At 27.6% G+C, this 16,476-nt stretch carries 17 protein-coding genes and 2 pseudogenes; 11 read left to right on the forward strand and 8 right to left on the reverse strand.

Annotated features, from left to right (window positions below; translation table 11 throughout):
- The 4 genes from L8W57_RS07240 to L8W57_RS07255 form a co-directional block, all read left to right on the forward strand.
- Positions 1-725: GNAT family N-acetyltransferase (locus L8W57_RS07240; RefSeq protein ID WP_263662276.1), on the forward strand; the 725-nt coding region annotated here is incomplete at its 5' end.
- Positions 715-1,446 (forward strand): formyltransferase family protein, encoded by a 732-nt coding sequence (locus L8W57_RS07245; RefSeq protein WP_133319955.1) that lies wholly within the window; start codon positions 715-717, stop codon positions 1,444-1,446. The genes L8W57_RS07240 and L8W57_RS07245, both read left to right, overlap by 11 nt.
- A gap of 1 nt (position 1,447) precedes the next feature.
- Positions 1,448-1,672, forward strand: coding sequence for an acyl carrier protein (locus tag L8W57_RS07250; RefSeq protein ID WP_133319956.1), 225 nt, complete (start codon positions 1,448-1,450; stop codon positions 1,670-1,672).
- A complete protein-coding gene (locus L8W57_RS07255; protein WP_263662277.1) occupies positions 1,669-2,673 on the forward strand; it encodes a 3-oxoacyl-ACP synthase in 1,005 nt (334 codons plus the stop codon). The genes L8W57_RS07250 and L8W57_RS07255 overlap by 4 nt, the downstream gene beginning before the upstream one ends.
- On the opposite strand, the gene L8W57_RS07260 is transcribed toward L8W57_RS07255, so the two are convergent.
- Complete coding sequence (locus L8W57_RS07260) at positions 2,660-3,877, reverse strand: DUF2920 family protein (RefSeq protein ID WP_263662278.1); 1,218 nt, start codon at positions 3,875-3,877, stop codon at positions 2,660-2,662. The genes L8W57_RS07255 and L8W57_RS07260 overlap by 14 nt on opposite strands.
- A gap of 60 nt (positions 3,878-3,937) precedes the next feature.
- Between L8W57_RS07260 and L8W57_RS07265 the strand changes: the two genes are divergently transcribed.
- Positions 3,938-4,171 carry an acyl carrier protein gene (locus tag L8W57_RS07265; protein ID WP_133319959.1) on the forward strand — a complete coding sequence of 78 codons (234 nt, stop codon included), beginning with the start codon at positions 3,938-3,940 and terminating at the stop codon, positions 4,169-4,171.
- On the opposite strand, the gene L8W57_RS07270 is transcribed toward L8W57_RS07265, so the two are convergent.
- Genes L8W57_RS07270 through L8W57_RS07280 form a run of 3 tightly spaced genes read right to left on the reverse strand, consistent with a single transcriptional unit; the run spans position 4,164 to position 7,393 of the window.
- Positions 4,164-5,375 carry a DUF2920 family protein gene (locus tag L8W57_RS07270; protein ID WP_263662279.1) on the reverse strand — a complete coding sequence of 404 codons (1,212 nt, stop codon included), beginning with the start codon at positions 5,373-5,375 and terminating at the stop codon, positions 4,164-4,166. The genes L8W57_RS07265 and L8W57_RS07270 overlap by 8 nt on opposite strands.
- Before the next feature lie 8 nt (positions 5,376-5,383).
- Positions 5,384-6,133, reverse strand: coding sequence for a hypothetical protein (locus tag L8W57_RS07275; protein ID WP_133319961.1), 750 nt, complete (start codon positions 6,131-6,133; stop codon positions 5,384-5,386).
- A 21-nt stretch (positions 6,134-6,154) separates the two neighbouring features.
- The gene (locus tag L8W57_RS07280) at positions 6,155-7,393 is read right to left on the reverse strand and encodes a DUF2920 family protein (RefSeq protein ID WP_263662280.1); all 1,239 of its coding nucleotides are present in this window, start codon (positions 7,391-7,393) and stop codon (positions 6,155-6,157) included.
- A gap of 62 nt (positions 7,394-7,455) precedes the next feature.
- Here L8W57_RS07280 and pseF point away from each other — a divergent pair, with 62 nt between their 5' ends.
- The 5 genes and pseudogenes from pseF to pseH (L8W57_RS07305) all read left to right on the forward strand — a co-directional run.
- On the forward strand, positions 7,456-8,142 hold the full coding sequence (gene pseF, locus L8W57_RS07285) for a pseudaminic acid cytidylyltransferase (protein WP_263660810.1): 687 nt from the start codon (positions 7,456-7,458) through the stop codon (positions 8,140-8,142).
- Between the two features lie 116 nt (positions 8,143-8,258).
- The gene (locus L8W57_RS07290; RefSeq protein WP_263662281.1) at positions 8,259-10,151 is read left to right on the forward strand and encodes a motility associated factor glycosyltransferase family protein; all 1,893 of its coding nucleotides are present in this window, start codon (positions 8,259-8,261) and stop codon (positions 10,149-10,151) included.
- Positions 10,148-10,972: a UDP-2,4-diacetamido-2,4,6-trideoxy-beta-L-altropyranose hydrolase gene (gene pseG, locus L8W57_RS07295; protein ID WP_263662282.1), complete on the forward strand. Its 825-nt coding sequence runs from the start codon at positions 10,148-10,150 to the stop codon at positions 10,970-10,972. Before L8W57_RS07290 ends, pseG begins: the two co-directional genes overlap by 4 nt.
- Positions 10,969-11,346, forward strand: a pseudogene (gene pseH, locus L8W57_RS07300) (UDP-4-amino-4,6-dideoxy-N-acetyl-beta-L-altrosamine N-acetyltransferase); the annotation flags it as partial. The gene pseG and the pseudogene pseH (L8W57_RS07300), both read left to right, overlap by 4 nt.
- 195 nt (positions 11,347-11,541) lie before the next feature.
- A pseudogene (gene pseH, locus L8W57_RS07305) lies at positions 11,542-12,009 on the forward strand (UDP-4-amino-4,6-dideoxy-N-acetyl-beta-L-altrosamine N-acetyltransferase); the annotation flags it as partial.
- On the opposite strand, the gene L8W57_RS07310 reads toward pseH (L8W57_RS07305), so the two are convergent.
- Genes L8W57_RS07310 through L8W57_RS07320 form a run of 3 tightly spaced genes read right to left on the reverse strand, consistent with a single transcriptional unit; the run spans position 11,977 to position 14,460 of the window.
- A complete protein-coding gene (locus L8W57_RS07310; protein ID WP_263662283.1) occupies positions 11,977-12,714 on the reverse strand; it encodes a HisA/HisF-related TIM barrel protein in 738 nt (245 codons plus the stop codon). The pseudogene pseH (L8W57_RS07305) and the gene L8W57_RS07310 sit on opposite strands and share 33 nt — an antisense overlap.
- A 1-nt stretch (position 12,715) precedes the next feature.
- A complete protein-coding gene (hisH, locus tag L8W57_RS07315; protein ID WP_133319969.1) occupies positions 12,716-13,327 on the reverse strand; it encodes an imidazole glycerol phosphate synthase subunit HisH in 612 nt (203 codons plus the stop codon).
- The gene (locus L8W57_RS07320) at positions 13,324-14,460 is read right to left on the reverse strand and encodes an N-acetyl sugar amidotransferase (protein WP_133319970.1); all 1,137 of its coding nucleotides are present in this window, start codon (positions 14,458-14,460) and stop codon (positions 13,324-13,326) included. Before L8W57_RS07320 ends, hisH begins: the two co-directional genes overlap by 4 nt.
- 111 nt (positions 14,461-14,571) lie before the next feature.
- On the opposite strand from L8W57_RS07320, the gene L8W57_RS07325 reads away from it, so the two are divergent.
- Positions 14,572-15,351, forward strand: coding sequence for a sulfite exporter TauE/SafE family protein (locus L8W57_RS07325; RefSeq protein ID WP_263662284.1), 780 nt, complete (start codon positions 14,572-14,574; stop codon positions 15,349-15,351).
- Here the strand turns inward: L8W57_RS07325 and flhB are convergent.
- Positions 15,343-16,419 (reverse strand): flagellar biosynthesis protein FlhB, encoded by a 1,077-nt coding sequence (gene flhB, locus L8W57_RS07330; protein ID WP_133319972.1) that lies wholly within the window; start codon positions 16,417-16,419, stop codon positions 15,343-15,345. The two genes, L8W57_RS07325 and flhB, sit on opposite strands and share 9 nt — an antisense overlap.
- Between the last annotated feature and the right edge of the window lie 57 nt (positions 16,420-16,476).

Below are 16,476 nucleotides of genomic sequence, written 5' to 3' on the forward strand. Positions count from 1 at the left end.
TTTCACAAACACATGATAATGGTTTTTTATTACATAATTGCTATGAATATAAAGAAAGTTTTTTAAAACATGCAATTAATAATAATTATTTTTTCCAACAAGAAAATAATAGTTTCTTTTTTCTAAATAAAAAACTTTTGTTTTACTTCATTAATGAAATAAAACAATACAACTTAGAACCATCTTTTATAAGACTTATCGGAAATCAAGAAAAATATTTTGAAAAACATCAATTATTTCTAAAGCTTAATAATTTCAAGTGTTTTCAGGTGTTTAAACAAATGATACTAAAGAATGAAAATTTAATGCCTATTGAATTTGATTTCATAAAAAAACCAACTATTGGTGAAACTGCAGAATGTTATGACTTTTTAAATAATAATTTTAAATACGAATTTAATCTTTTTTATCAAAAAAATAATTTCAAAAAACACATTAATAATATTTTACACTATAAAGAAAATGGCAAAATATGTGGAGTATTGTTGTATTCCAATATTTTAAATAATGCTATCTTGGATTATATTGCAGTAAAACCAAGCCTCAAATACAAAAATGTAGCATTTGCTTTGTTAAACCGTTTCTTCCTAGAAAATACAAAAGCAAAATTTTACAAACTATATGTTGACATTAATAATACAAAAGCTATAAAGTTTTATAAAAAATCTAATTTCACATTCAATAAAACAGAAATCAGATTCTATAGGAATTTCCATGAAATTTGAAAAAATTTACTTAGTAGGTGAAGGTAGAGTAGCTAAAGAGTGCTTAAAAATAGCACATAATTTTTTCAAACAAGAAGTGTTACTTATCACACTAAAAAATAAAAACGAATTGGATGTTTTCTTTGAGAAAATATCTAACTCTCTTATTTTAAGTGTGAATAATTTTTATATTTTTCAAAAAAAATGTGTTGAATCAAATTTCATCATTAACTATCATAATTCACTACTTCCAAAATACAAAGGAAGAAATGCACATATACGGGCTATATGGAACCAAGAAAATATAACAGGAATCACTTGGCATAAGGTTGATTGCACTATAGATACAGGAGATATCATCTTGCAAAAAGAGATAAAAATAAACAACTCATTAACAGCTATAAAACTACTCCAAATGCAGCAAAATTTAGCCATCAAATCTTTTGAGGAATGTTTAAAGAATATAAAAAATTCTTTTCCTCAGCCAAAAATTATTTCTGTGGTTAGGGGGGGGGATATTCACAAAATAAGTCAACTACCTAATAATGGTATTTTAGATATATCTTGGAACATCTTAACTATGGAAAGATTTTTAAGAGCAATGGATAATGGAAATCTTACTCCTAAAGCTAAAGTAAAAATAAACAATATGATATATGATATTTCATTTTATGAAATAAACCATCTTGAAATAATTTTATTTTTAAGCAATAATATAAAAATAACAATTCCAAAGGAATGAAATGCAACAAATTCAAATTTTTTTTAACAAAATAGACAGAAGTGATATAAATGAAACTATGCAAAATTTGCTTAGCGATGACATAATAGATAGTATTGACATTATGGCTTTGGTAGCTGAAATAGAAAAGCACTATAAAAAACCCCTAAAAGCAGAGTTTATTATAGCTGAAAATTTTGAAAGTTTTGAAAATATCAAAAAAATGATAGAGCAAGCAATGCAATGAATTTAAAAACTACTAATCATTCTATTAAAGCTATTAGTATTGTTCTACCTAAAAATCCACTCCACAAAGAAGATGAATTAAAGCTTTGCAATATAAATGAAAGAAAATATCAACTTTTACAAGAAAATTCAGGAATTTTTAATCATTTCGTAAGCGATGAGTCAACATACTCGAGTGATTTAGCAACACAAGCATTAGAGGAGCTTTTCTCAAAAGATATACTCAAAAAAGATGAAATTGATCTACTAGTTTTTACAAGCTTTACACCGGATTATTTAGCACCAGCTTGCACTAGTTTAATCCACAAAAATTTAAATTTAAGTAGCCATACTTTATGCTTAGATGTATTAGGCTTTTGCCCTGGATTTTTACAGAGTTTGCTTCAAGTGTTTTTGGCTTTAAATCAACCAAGTATAAAAAAAGCTGTTTTAATATGCGCCAGTGTAAAAAGTAAAGCGATTGACGCTCAAAAAGATAAAATTACCTTTTTAAATAATAGCGATAGTGCAAGTGCGATTTTAATAGAAAAAAATACCAATTCTAAAGAAAAAAGCTGTTTTTCTCAAAAAGTTTTTTCTACTCAATGTGTAGAAGAAACTTTACCCTATGGTGGACTTAGATTAGATAGTCTGAATATTTTGAAAGTCAACAACAATTTGACTTTTTCTTTTATTATGCAAAACTATCCAACATTTTTTCAAGAATTTTTTGAACATTTCAATCTAGAAAAAACTAATTTCGATGAATTTTTTATCCACTCTTCTGATAATTTTTCAAAACAAAAACTATATGAGAGACTAAATTTAAATTTTATCCAAGATAATATTCTTAAAAACTATGGAAACACTACTATAAATAAATTACCTCTAGAATTAGCTTCATATACTGGGGGGGGGGATAAACAAATTTTCCTTGGAAGCTTTGGAACAGGTATCACCCTTAATGCATGTAGCCTAAAAATAAATTTTGATAAACTTCAAAGTTTTATCAAAGTCGTGTAATTTTAAGCTCAAATCGATCTTTAAAATCTTTAAAAGTAAATATCTTATCTTTGCAAGGATAAGATATGCTATTTTCTCTCATATTAAATGTTTTATTTTTTAGTTTTTCAAGCAATATAGGTAATTCTTTTTTAAATAAAGCCCTATCTGTCATTCTCAAACCGTGCTCTAAGCTCTTTATATATCTACCATCTACATCATTCTCATCTTTAACAATATGCAAAGTTGCATCAAATCCAAGTTGTTTGCAAAATTCATAAAAATTACTCTTATGTTCCACTGGAGCTCCCTCATCTTTTGCGCTATGATAACTGATAAATATTGTATTTTGATTTTTTTCATTTTGCAAACTTAGATGCTTTGAGTTCAAAAGAACCCTTATCATATAATTATCATTACTTAAAAAATACGGAGAGCTTTCATCTCTAGTCCAGTATTTTTTTACAAAACATAATAAAATATAATTATCACCTCTAATAGCAAATTCACCGCACTCACTTTCTCTACCTAACAAATGAGGCAAATGAGGCAATGTCACTCCTGAATTATCTATCACTCCATCTACATACCAAGGAGCTATTTTAGCACACATTAGCGCTAAATAACCTCCGTATGATCCTCCTCCATAAATTTTAGGCAAAGATTTAAATTGAGGATAATTTTTCATTATATCTTTTAAAGCATTGATATGATCAATAGCTGCCATAATTCCATAATTTTGATATTCGTTATTTGGCAATACAAAATCACAAGAAAGATTTATCAAAAAATCTTTTTTCAGTCTTCCTTCATGTTTTATTTGTTTAGATCTTTCATCAAGTTTTCTTATACAATTTTTAAAATTGCTTTTTTCATGGTCATAAATTTCCATATCGCAAATTTTTGCTATTTCACAAAAACTTTCCCAATCTTTTTCATTTGGCATAAAAATCGGATTATATTTCTCATCTATAGAAGGCCTAGCACTAAAGCAATGATAAAAAACATTTACAACAATAATATTAAATTTTTTAGCAAGATATTCTCTATCAAAATCTAAAAAAGATATATTAGCATTTGCCCCAAATCCACCTATGATAAAAACGATAGCTTCCATTTGCTTACTATCATCATAAGTAATCCTATATTCTAATTTACTTTCTCTTTTTATATTTAATTCTACATCATCACAAGAGTCTATAAAATAAGTTTGATTTATGAGCATGTTAAGCCTTATATTTGCATTTTTTAAGTATTATTATAACTAAAAAATAAGGAGCTAGATGTGAATATTAACTTTGAAGATATTCAAAAAATGTTTAATGCAATCAACAGAAGTGATATAAATGAAAATAGTCGTAATTTAGTGGATGATGATATTATTGATAGTATTGATATGATGAAATTAATACTTGAAATCGAAAAATTTATAGGAAAAAATTTAGATGCTAAATATATCACTCCGGATAATTTTGAGGATTTTTCTACGATTAAAAATATGCTTGAGGAAGTTATATAATCTCAAGCACAAATTTATTACCTTTATCTTTAAAAGTAAAAACCTTATCCTTGCAAGGATAACTTATACTATCTTCTCTTAGGGTAAAATTTTTATCCTTAAATTTTTCAAGCATTTTTGGTAATTCCCTACCAAATAAAGCTTTAACTGTTATTCCACCTCCATGTGTGAGTTTTTTTATAAACTTACCATCAATATCTTTTTCATCTATCAAGTGAAAATTAACATCATAACCCAATGTCTTTAAAACTTGCATATATTGAGTTTTAAATTCACAAGAAGTCAATGGGTCAGCAGAACTATGATAACTTGCATAAAGTATATTTTTATTTTTTTGAGCTTGTAAAATCAAATGAGTTTGATTTAATAAAGTTCTTATTTCATAATTCTCATCTTTAAAGCAATATGGCGATTCTTTATTGGCATTCCAATAAGTTTTTAAAAAAATTCCAACCTGAAAATTTTTAGAATTTAAAAGTGCATCAGGGTGATCTAAATCTTTTCCTATAATATAGCCCAAAAGCAATATTGCTTCACCAGAATTATCTATAACTCCATCAACATACCAAGGAGCTATTTTAGATATCAATAAAGATAAATAACCTCCATAAGATGCTCCTCCATAAATTTTTGGTAATCTTCTAAAATCAGGAAAGTTTTTGCACAAATCTTTTAAGGTATTAACACAATCAATAGCAGCCATAATACCATAATTTTGATACTCATTATTAGCTGGTAACATAGTAGAAGTTATAAAAAACTTATAATCATTAGCTAAAACACCTTTTAATTTATAAGTATCAATGGTAGATTCCAATGAAACAAGATATTCTTCCATATTCCATGTATTAAGTCCATGCGTATTAAAATTCATCTTTTCTAGGGATTTTTTTAATTGATTTACATTATATTCATCATACGAAAATTGTGCACTATATCTTTTATCTTTTTCATTTATTCTACAGCTAAAACAATGATATAAAACACTTACAGCCACTACATCAAATTTTTTAGCTATAAATTGCCTGTCAAAATCAATGATTGATAAATCAACATTAGAACCATACGCTCCTATGATAAAAACGATAGCTTTCATTTGCTTACTATCATCATAAGTAATTCTATATTCTAATTTACTTTCTCTTTTTATATTTAACTCTACATCATCACAAGAGTCTATAAAATAAGTTTCATTTTTAAGCATAATTTTCTCTAATCATTAAAATACTTTGTAAAATGCTCTTGATATCGCATTTCTAAATTATCATATATATCTTGAATTTTGTCAATAAATTTTTCATTTCTATATGCTTGCATAGTCATAGAATTAATCTCTTGAAAAGCAAAAAAATCAAATTTTTCTTCATGTGTTAATTCTTCAAGATAAATTACTTTTCCATAATGATCATAAGTATACTGCTTAAGAGTTTCTTCTACTACTTCAAGCACCTTAAACACAAATATCATTATAGGTTCCTTTCTTAATACCTGTGTGCTTTGCTCAAATTCCTTTAAAAACTCATCATTTTTTCTATGGGTTATAGTACAATAATGCTTTTGGGCATCTTTATAAAAAATATCAAATAACGCACAAGGTTTAACCCCTAAAAAATTTCCATCATAATCAACCTGAGGATAATAAGGATAAAGCTTGCATATCAAAGGTCTAAGACTATGAGGATTGCAAAGTCCATTTAAATCGCATTTTGCAAAATAAGCATTGATTTTTTTTCCATTTTTTAAAGTAAAGGTATTGACTTTCCCATTTTCTAAATATGTATTACCGGCTTGCTTTAGTGAAAGATATTCAACTTCAAGCATGGGCAATATCACCGCACTAGATTTATTAAATTTAAAATATTGTGCGTGGATATTATGACAGCATCCGCCATTGCATGTTTTATAGCATTGTGGCGCAAAAATAAATTCTTTATCTTGTAATGAGTTAAAAAAATTTTTCATTTCTTTCCTTTCTTGCATCTTTTAGTTTAATTTTTGCACATCAAGTAATATTTGCTCATTTTCCTCTTTAAAAGTATATATTAAATCATCACACTTATATGAGATTTCTTTTTTACAAGTTTTATCTTTTAAAGGTTCTTGTAAAATTTGCGGTAAGTGTTTTTTAATAAGTAATTTCATAGGTATACCCATACCATGAGTTAAGTCTTTAATAAATTTGCCATCTATTTGTTTTTCATCTATAACTTTTATAAATTCAACATCAAGTCCATGTTCTTTTAAAATATTAACATATTCTTCTTTTTCTTCTAAAGGAACATATTCATCAAATTTAGAATGATAAGCAATATATTTTGGATTTGGATATTTTGCTTGTATATTTAGATGATCTTTATTTAGTGTTTCTCTAATGAGTTTTCTAGCAGGTGAAAAATAATAAGGGGATTGTTTGTTTGTAGTCCATAGTGTTTTATCGGAAGCTGCAAATTTAACATTCTTAAATATATGCGTAATCCCTGCACTACAATATTTAATATAATCAACTTCTTTACCAAAACCTACAAAACGCCATAAGTTGTTATCAAGCGTCACATGAGAAGAATTATCAATCACAACATCAACAAGCCAAGGAGCTATTTTTGCACATAAATTTGCTAAATATCCTCCATGTGAGGATCCGGTTAAAATTACTTTCAAATTATTATTTTTCAAAATCTTTGTTTTTGTATAAAGCAAAGAGTTTAATACATCGATCGTTTGCATAATACCATAATTTTGATATTCATTTTTTGTTGGTTTAAATCCTAAACTCAAATACAATAAATAATTTTCATCTAACTCTTGAGTTTTTTTCAACCTTTCTATAAATTTATTTATCACATCTATAACACAATAAAATTCATCATAAGTTTTTAAAGATTGTACATCAATAGGTAAATTATTAATCCCCAATGCATCTAAACTAACTTTTAGTATCATTTTATCTATATCATCTATATAAAATTCCGCTCCTGTTTGAGGGCGATTTCCTATGCAATGATAATTTACATTTAAAACTGCTACATTATAATTTCTAGCACAATAATCACTTATATATAAATCATCTTTTATATCTCCACCAATACCATTTATAACACAAACAATCGCCTCTATTTCTTTGCTATCATCATAAGTTAATTTAAATTCTAATTTACTTTCTCTTTTTATATTTAATTCCACATCATCACAAGAGTCTATAAAATAAGTTTGATTTATGAGCATGTTAAGCCTTTTAAAATAAAAATTCAATTATACTTACTTTTTTATAAATTTAAAGAGAAATCATGAAAAATCTTTGTATTATCCCTGCGCGCGGTGGTTCTAAGCGTATTCCTAGAAAAAATATTATTGATTTTTTAGGAAAACCATTGATTGCTTATAGCATAGAAAGTGCTTTAAATTCGGGTATTTTTGATGATGTAATTATTTCAAGTGATGATTATGAGATCATAGAAGTGGCTTTAAAGTATGGTGCTAAGGCTCCTTTTGTGCGTAAAAAAGAACTAAGTGATGATTATGCAAGTTCAACCGCTGTAATCCAAGATGCCATCATCACTCTAGAAAAACAGGGTAAAATCTATGAAAATGTGTGTTGCTTATACGCAACTGCTCCACTTATAGATGAGTTTATCTTAAAAGAAGCTTTTGAACAATTTAGTCAAGAAGAATGTAAATTTTTATTTTCAGCTTGTGAATTTGAATACCCTATACAAAGAGGTTTTTACCTTGATGATCAAAATAAAGTTTACATGTTTGATGAGTCAAATTATGATAAACGCTCACAAGATCTTACCAAAGCTTACCATGATGGTGGTGCATTTTACTTTGGCAAAAAAGAAGCGTGGCTAGAAGAAGATTTTATGTTTAAATCTCATTCTAAAGCTTTTTTACTTCCAAGAAATAAAATTTGCGATATTGACACTTTTGAAGACTTAGAATTTGCTAAAATACTATATAGATTTCAACAATAGAAATTATAAATTCTATAGTTTCTTGATTTTTAATTTCTATTTTATATAATATAAGCTTTTTCTTTTTAAATTTAAAGTATAATAAAGTAATTTTAGTTATATAATGAGGAAATATTATGCTACAAAAAAACATCAAAAGCATAAAAACAAAATTAAGTGAAACTTTATCAGCTATTAAAAAATCAAAATACAAGATTATTCAAGGTAATGATAGCTTAGATATAAATTTTTTAAATACTCAAGATAATACTCTAATTTATAAAAATCCTTTAGATAAATTAAATGCTATGTTAAAAATTTATAATGAAAAATATCGTCTATACCCTGTATTATATTTTTATGGGTTTGGAAATGGAATTTTATATAAAGCTCTTTTGCAAAATCCCCATCATAAGATTATTATTGTTTTTGAAAAAGACTTAGAAATTATCCATAGTGCTTTTAGTGTGATGGATTTTAGCAAAGAATTACAAGAAGCTAAATTGGTAATAGCTGATACAAATTTACTAAAAATTCCTGATTATGAATCAATATGTAGACAACAACCAATGTTAAATTTTGCAAGAACGTATTTTTTAGAACTACATTCTGATTATTATGAAAGATATCATGATGATATATTAAAAGTCAATAATAATATGTCAGAATACCTTAAAAAAGCTATGTTTGCATATGGAAATTTACCACTTGATGCACTTCAAGGTATAGAACAATTTACCTATAATCTTCCTAAAATGTTAACCCATCCAAATTATAAAGAGCTCTTACAAAAAAGAAAAAACTTAAGTGATACAGCAATCATTGTTTCAACCGGACCAAGTCTTTCTAAACAGCTTCCATTGTTAAAGCAATACGCTAGTAAAACTACTATTTTTTGTGCAGATAGTGCTTACCCTATCTTAGCTAAACATAATATCAAACCCGACTATGTTTTATCTTTAGAAAGAATAGCTCCAACTAGCGAATTTTTTAATAATGATTTTGGTGATTTTGATAAAGATGTAACATTTGTTATAAAATCATATACCCACCCTAATACAATGAAACATCTTGATAGTAATAATAGAAATTATTTATTAGTTTCCGTAACAGGAGCTATATTTATTAATTTTATGCAATTGCATTCTTATGGTTATATTAGAACTGGATGGAGTGTTGCAAATATGGCATCCAATCTAGCATTTGATCTTGGACATAAAAACATTATTTTAATTGGACAAGACTTAGCTTATAGTAAAAGTGGAATTTCTCATTCGAATGGGCATATTTATCTTGCAGTTGATAGCAAGACTTATAAACAAAATTACGGTAAATACGAATGTGAAGCCTATGGAGGAAAAGGAGTAGTACAAAGTTCTTTTGCTTGGACTTTATTCCGCCAAAATTTTGAAAGTGATATTGTCCGTTTCAATCAATGCGATGTTATTGTTTATAATTGCACTGAAGGTGGTGCTAGAATTGCAGGAACCATAGAAAAACCTTTTGAACAAATGTGTGAAAAATTATTAACAAAAGAATTAAAAAAACCTTTTGTAAAATTACTACCACCAAAACTTGAAAAGCAAAATGAATTAATGCTTAAAGCACATACTAAAATCAAAAAAAGCATTTCACATTGCCAAAATTTAAATAAAACTTTCAAAGAACAACTAATAAATTTAAAACAATCATATCAAAATATCCAAACTCAAGAAGATCTAAATATTATAATAAAATGCATAGATGAAATTAAATCAAGTATTGAAGATAAGAACAACATACAAGAACTATACGAAACTCTAAATCCACTACTCATGCAGTTTGAACTTAATCTTGCTAAAATTTATGTTTTAAATCCCATAAACGAAGATGATGTGTATAATAAATCTCTATTATGGATAAAAGAACATATTGATTGGCTTGAGTTAATTATAGCCCATATTGATGCCCATGAGCAAACCTTGCATAAAAGCATACTTCCACTACAAGAAACCATTATACAAAGAGGATATGGACATAAAATCAAATGAAAGTTCTTTTTAGAAGCGATAGTTCTAGCACCATAGGACACGGACATATCAAAAGAGATCTTTTGTTAGCTAAGCAATATCATGATGTATCTTTTGCATGTTTAGCTCTAGAAGGTTCTTTGATAGATGAAATTCCTTATCCTGTATATGAGCTAACAAGTGCTAGTGTATATGAACTAATCAATCTCATCAAAAAAGAAAAATTTGATCTTTTGATTATTGATCATTATGAAATTACTGCAGATGATGAAAAACTCATCAAGCTAGAAACAGGGGTTAAAATTCTAAGTTTTGATGATGAGATAAAAGAACATTTTTGTGACATTTTACTAAATGTCAATGCTTATGCTAAAGAAAGTGATTATGAGAATTTAGTGCCAAAATATTGTGAATTAAGATGTGGCTTTTCCTATGCTCTAATATGCGATGAATTTTACCAAGAAAGCAAGATAAAAAGAGAAAAAATTTATGATTATTTTATCTGTATAGGAGGAAGTGATCCAAAAAATATTTCCTTTGATATAGCAAACAAACTTAACAAAAACAAAACTATCATCATAGCTACCACAAAAGCAAATTCTCATCTAAACTCACTTCTAAAATTAAGCCAAAAAAACCCTAATATACAAATTCTCATTGACCAATCTAATCTTGCAAGATTGATGAATGAAAGTAAAAAACTCATCATTAGCGCAAGCTCATTGGTAAATGAAGCTTTAATTTTAAAAGCAAATTTTAAAGCCATAGCTTATGCTAAAAATCAAGAAAAACTTGCAACATGGCTTGCTAAAAAAGGCTATGAAGTGGAGAATTTTATATGATAATTTTAAAAGATTTTATCCATTTAACTCAAGAAGAAATTAAGCTTGTTTTAAAATGGCGTAATGATGAAAGCATTGCTAAATTTATGAAAACGCAAAATATTAGCCTAGAAGAACATTTAAACTTTTTATCTAGCTTAAAAACAAACGCAACTAAAAAATATTTTTTAGTATATGATGATGAAAATATCATAGGCGTGATTGATTTTATCAATATTACTAAACTTTCTTGTGAATTTGGGCTTTATGGTATAAAAAAAGGCGTAGGTGAGCTTTTAATGCAAGAAGTTAAAAACTATGCTTTCAATGTTTTAAAAGTTCAAACTTTAAACGCATGTGTTTTCAAAGAAAATACAAAAGCTTTAAATTTGTATTTAAAACATTCGCCTATAGAAATAACAAAACATAAAAAAATACTTTATTTGAAATATATACAAAAACCTATTATTGAAAAACTATCTTCTATTAATTTTAATTGGCATAATGAATTAATCAGCTATAAAATAAACAACAAAAATATTATTTTTAACTTTATTCATAATGAAAATATTATTTTGAAAAATTTTATCAATCTAAACCGCAAAGAAAAAGAAAAAATTAGACTATACAGAAATCACCCTGAAATCAAAAAATATTTATATCAAAAACATTATATCACTAAATACGAACATAAAAACTTTATAAAAAAATTAAAGCAAAATACTCTTAAAGACTATTATTGTGTAATTTACAATAAACAAATTCTTGGAAGTATTAATTTTGAAATCATTTCTGATAATACTATTGAATTTGGTTTTTATGCAAATCCTTTTTCTAAAATTTCAGGGCTAGGTAGAATTTTGGAGCATATCAGTCTTTACTATGCTTTTAAAATAAAAAAATATCAAAATCTAGAATTAGAAATATTTAATCATAATATACAGGTTATCAATTTACATAAAAAATTTAAATTTTACACAATTGATAAATTTAAATTCCAAAACGAAACAATCTTAAAAATGCAACTAAAAAAGTCTGACTGTAATGCCATTTTCTAGCAAATGATTTTTAACATCATTTGGAGTATATTGACTAAAATGAAATATATAAGCACCAGCCAATGCATTCGCACCAAGTTGTATAGCTTTTACCCCATCTTGAGGCTTAGAAAGTCCTCCATTGATAATGAGTGGAATTTTTAATTTACCTTTGAAATACTCTAGTAATTCCCAATCATACCCCAAAGAACTTCCTTCTTTATCAACACTTGTTAAAAGTATCTCCCCTGCTCCTAAAGATTCGTATTGTAATGCAAGTTCTAGCGGATCAATATCTAAAATTTCATTATTAAAAACTTTAAATTTATTTTTGTCTTTTTTTACATCAATCGAGCATACTACACAAGAGCTTCCAAAAGTATTTGCCACCTTTTTAATAAAATCTAGATTTTGCAAAGCCATAGAATTAATACTAATTTTATCAGCACCTATATCTAACACTTTTCTAATATCTTCTAAAGTTCTAATCCCACCTCCAATAGTTAAAGGCATAAAGCATTCATTAGCTATATCTTCTAAGCTTTCAAAATCTATAACACCATTTTTATTGATATCCAAAACTATAAGCTCATCAACATTTCTAGCATTATATATCCTAGCTGTGCTTATTACATGCCCTATAGTTCTAAAAGAAGAAAAATTGATACTTTTTACAAGCTGATGATCTTTTAATAACACGCAAGGTATAATTCTTGTTTTAAGCATACTAGGCCTTTAAATTTGCAAAATTTTCCAAAAGTTTCAAACCTACATTTTGGCTTTTTTCAGGGTGAAATTGCACAGCAAAAATATTATCTTTTTCAAAACTTGCACAAAAAGGTTTTTCATACTCACAAAAAGAAGTTTCCACACTTTCTAAACACTCTACATAATAAGAATGCACAAAATAAAAATCACTTTTTTCTAAAATTCCATCAAATAGCTTGCTTTTTTTATCACTAAATTGTAAATCATCCCAACCACTATGCAATAATTTTTCTTTACTTAAATCAAATTTCAAAACCTTTGCTTTTATAAAATCAAGCCCTTCGCACTCTCCGCCCTCATATCCCTTACTAGCAAAAAGTTGCATACCAAGACAAATCCCCAAAATAGGCTTTTTATCTTTTAAAACACATTCTTTTAAAAGCTCATCTAGTGCAAGTTTTTTTAAATTTTCCATACCTTGTTTAAAAGATCCAACGCCTGGTAAAACTAATTTAGAGGCATTTTTTATATCTTCTTTTTTAGAACTTATAATCACTTCTTGATTAAGTTTTTCAAAAGCTTTCAAAACAGATTTAAAATTTCCAAGATGATAATCAACAATACAAATCATTTCAAAACAAACTCATCTTTTTTTATCAATGATCCATCACTATCTCTTAAGAATTTACCATTTTCATCGCGTTTAAATATCTTTTTATTAGTATAAGAATCGACAATTTTTTCAAATTCTTTTTCACTAAAACCACTAAATTCCAAATACTTCTTAATAGCCTTTTTAGGTGGCTTTCCATCATATTTATTTACAAGTCTCACGCCCTCTTCACGGCTAATATAGCCAAGTCTTATATCCAAGCACGCATTATCCGTAGCTCTTCCAAAACCATATTTGCAGTATTTTAAATAATCATGCACATGATTTGAATAACAATCTAAATTTTCAAAATTCTCATAAGTAGTTTCAACTGGTTTTGTACTAGTTTTAAAGCCATTTTCTTTAGATATTTTTAAATTATACTTATAATCCCATTTAAAATAATATCCCAAAAATAACCCTGTAACTCCTACTCTTTGAAGCTCTTCATCACTTGGATAAGTATAAAAATATAAATCCTTTTCTCTAATACCATCAACACCAATCATATCAGAAATTCTATTACCCAAAAGTCCGCCAAATTCTTCAAGCCACTCTCTACCTAAAGTGTTTTTTTCTTTAGAGCTAGCTGGCCCACCATACTCAATCTGCGGACTTTCCCCCCAAATAATCAAAGGAATACCAAAAGCAACAGCTACTTTTGGAACACATGTAAAAATCCCCAAATGGTTTTGCCATTCATTATCACCCGTTCTTATAAAAGCTTCGCGGGCCAATTTTTTATACACCAAAGGATTTCTTTTGATATGGATTAAATCAACACCAAGATTGTTTAAATTTTTTAAATTTTTTTTACCTATTTTAGTAGGAATACTTGGTTCAAAACAAACACACAAAGGATTAAGTCCAAGTTCAAGACATTTTAAAACTTGAAAGGTAGAATCCTTACCACCACTTACTCCTATCACACAATCATACACAGGATGTTTTTTATATTTTTTCACGAGTTCTAGAAATTCTTTTTCACGCTCTTGCCAATTTATCTCATGATTTTTAGCTTCTTGCGAGCAACACGCATCACAAATTCCCTCATCATTAAAATGCAAATCAGGTTTAGTATCTGGCATAACGCATTTTTTACAAAATTTCATATTAACTCCAAAAAATCTTTATAGTCATCATAAATCGACTATGATTATATTTTCTAAAGATAAATAAATTTTATTTTGTTACAATATTTTTTATTTAAAGGTTTATAAATTATGGATTTAACTTTACTTCCTTATATGATTATAGGAATTTTTTCAGGTATGGCTTCAGGGGTTTTTGGCATAGGTGGTGGTATGATTATCGTTCCTTTCATGCTTACTTTAGGACTTAGCTCTCATCATGCTGTTGCAATTTCTGTTGTACAAATGATTTTTGCTTCTATTTTTGGCTCCTATTTAAACTATAAAAAGAAAAATTTAATCTTAAAAGATGGACTTATCATAGGCTTTGGAGGCTTTTTAGGTGCGATGTTTAGCGGGCTTTTACTCTCATATTTTTCAGATATAACCTTAACAAGTATTTTTCTATGCGTGAGTATTGTATTCTTTTTAAAATTTGCTTTTAATCAAAAAAGCACCATTGGAAACATTAACCACTCTAATATCTTAAAAAATTCTATTTTGCTAATTTGTGGCGTATTTACAGGAATTTTTGCTATATCTTTAGGAATTGGTGGTGGGCTTTTAATTACCCCTATTTTAGCTTATTTTTTAGGCTATGATACTAAAAAAGTAGTGCCACTTAGTTTATTTTTTGTAATATTTGCTTCAATTTCAGGAATTAGTTCTTTTGTGTATAATGATATCATTGATAAAGAAGTGTTACAAAATGGAAGCTTAGTAGGATTTAGCTCTATGCTAGGAGTTTATCTTGGTATAAAAATCATAGAAAAAATCAATCTTAAATCCCACCGCATAGCACTTTTAGGTATTTACACCCTTTCTATAACTATGACCATTATAAGCTTGATTAAAAAGCTAAATTTATTTTAATCTATCGGCAAATTTTTGTCTATTGGAAGTATAAACAAAGCTTAAAACCTCTGCCACTGCTTTAAAAAGCTCTGGTGGAATAAGATCATTTACCTCGCAAGCTTTATAAAGTTCTCTAGCTAAAGGAGGATTTTCATAAATCATAACATTGTATTCATATGCCATATCTTTAATACGCAAAGCTAAAAAATCCACCCCCTTAGCTAAAACTTTTGGTGCAGCTTCTTTGGAACTATCATAACGCAAAGCAACCGCATAGTGGGTAGGGTTAGTAATCACAACATCAGCACTAGCAACATCTTGCACCATTCTACGCCTTGCTGCTTCCATTTGCAAACGACGAATTCTTCCTTTTACCAAAGGATCTCCCTCGCTTTGTTTAAATTCATCTTTAACCTCTTGCTTACTCATGCGTAAGTTTTTAAAGTATTGATACCTTACCAAAAGTACATCTAAAAGCCCTATAATCAAAAAAGCTATAATAACAATAGCTGCAAGTATAATAGCTTTATCCCTAAGCCATAAAAGTTGTGGATAAATCGTATAAAGTTCTACTCTAGGAAGTTCTTTCATAAATTGCAATAAAAAAACAAAAGCTATACCAAATACAACACCGACTTTAAGTATAATTTTCAAAGCTTCAATAATCTTTTTTAAAGAAAAAAGATTTTTAAGCCCGTTAATAGGATTAATTTTATTAAAATTTGGAGTAATGGGCTTAGTAGTAAAAATAAAACCAAACTGCATTAGATTTCCAAGCACACCCGCTACCATAATTACTAAAGTAATAGGCAATACCATAATAAACATCTCTATCATAGTTTTTATAATGATTTTTTGTAAAATCTTTAAATCAATTTCAATACCTATAAAACTTTGATAAAAACGATATAAACCGCTAATTCTCTCACCTATAAAAGGCATCATAAACAACACCACAACCACAGCTATAATAAGTACAGCCACAGCAGATGCATCTTGACTTTTTGGGACATTTCCTTCTTGTCGCGCATCTTCTATTTTCTTGGATGTGGGTTCTTCTGTTTTCTCTTGATCATCAGCAGCCATAAAAAACCTTTAAAAAATTTAAAGCAAGATTATAGCATTTTATCAAGTATCTGCTAA

The sequence above is a fragment of the Campylobacter sp. IFREMER_LSEM_CL1890 genome (assembly GCF_025772045.1).
GTDB classification, from domain to species: domain Bacteria; phylum Campylobacterota; class Campylobacteria; order Campylobacterales; family Campylobacteraceae; genus Campylobacter_D; species Campylobacter_D lari_D.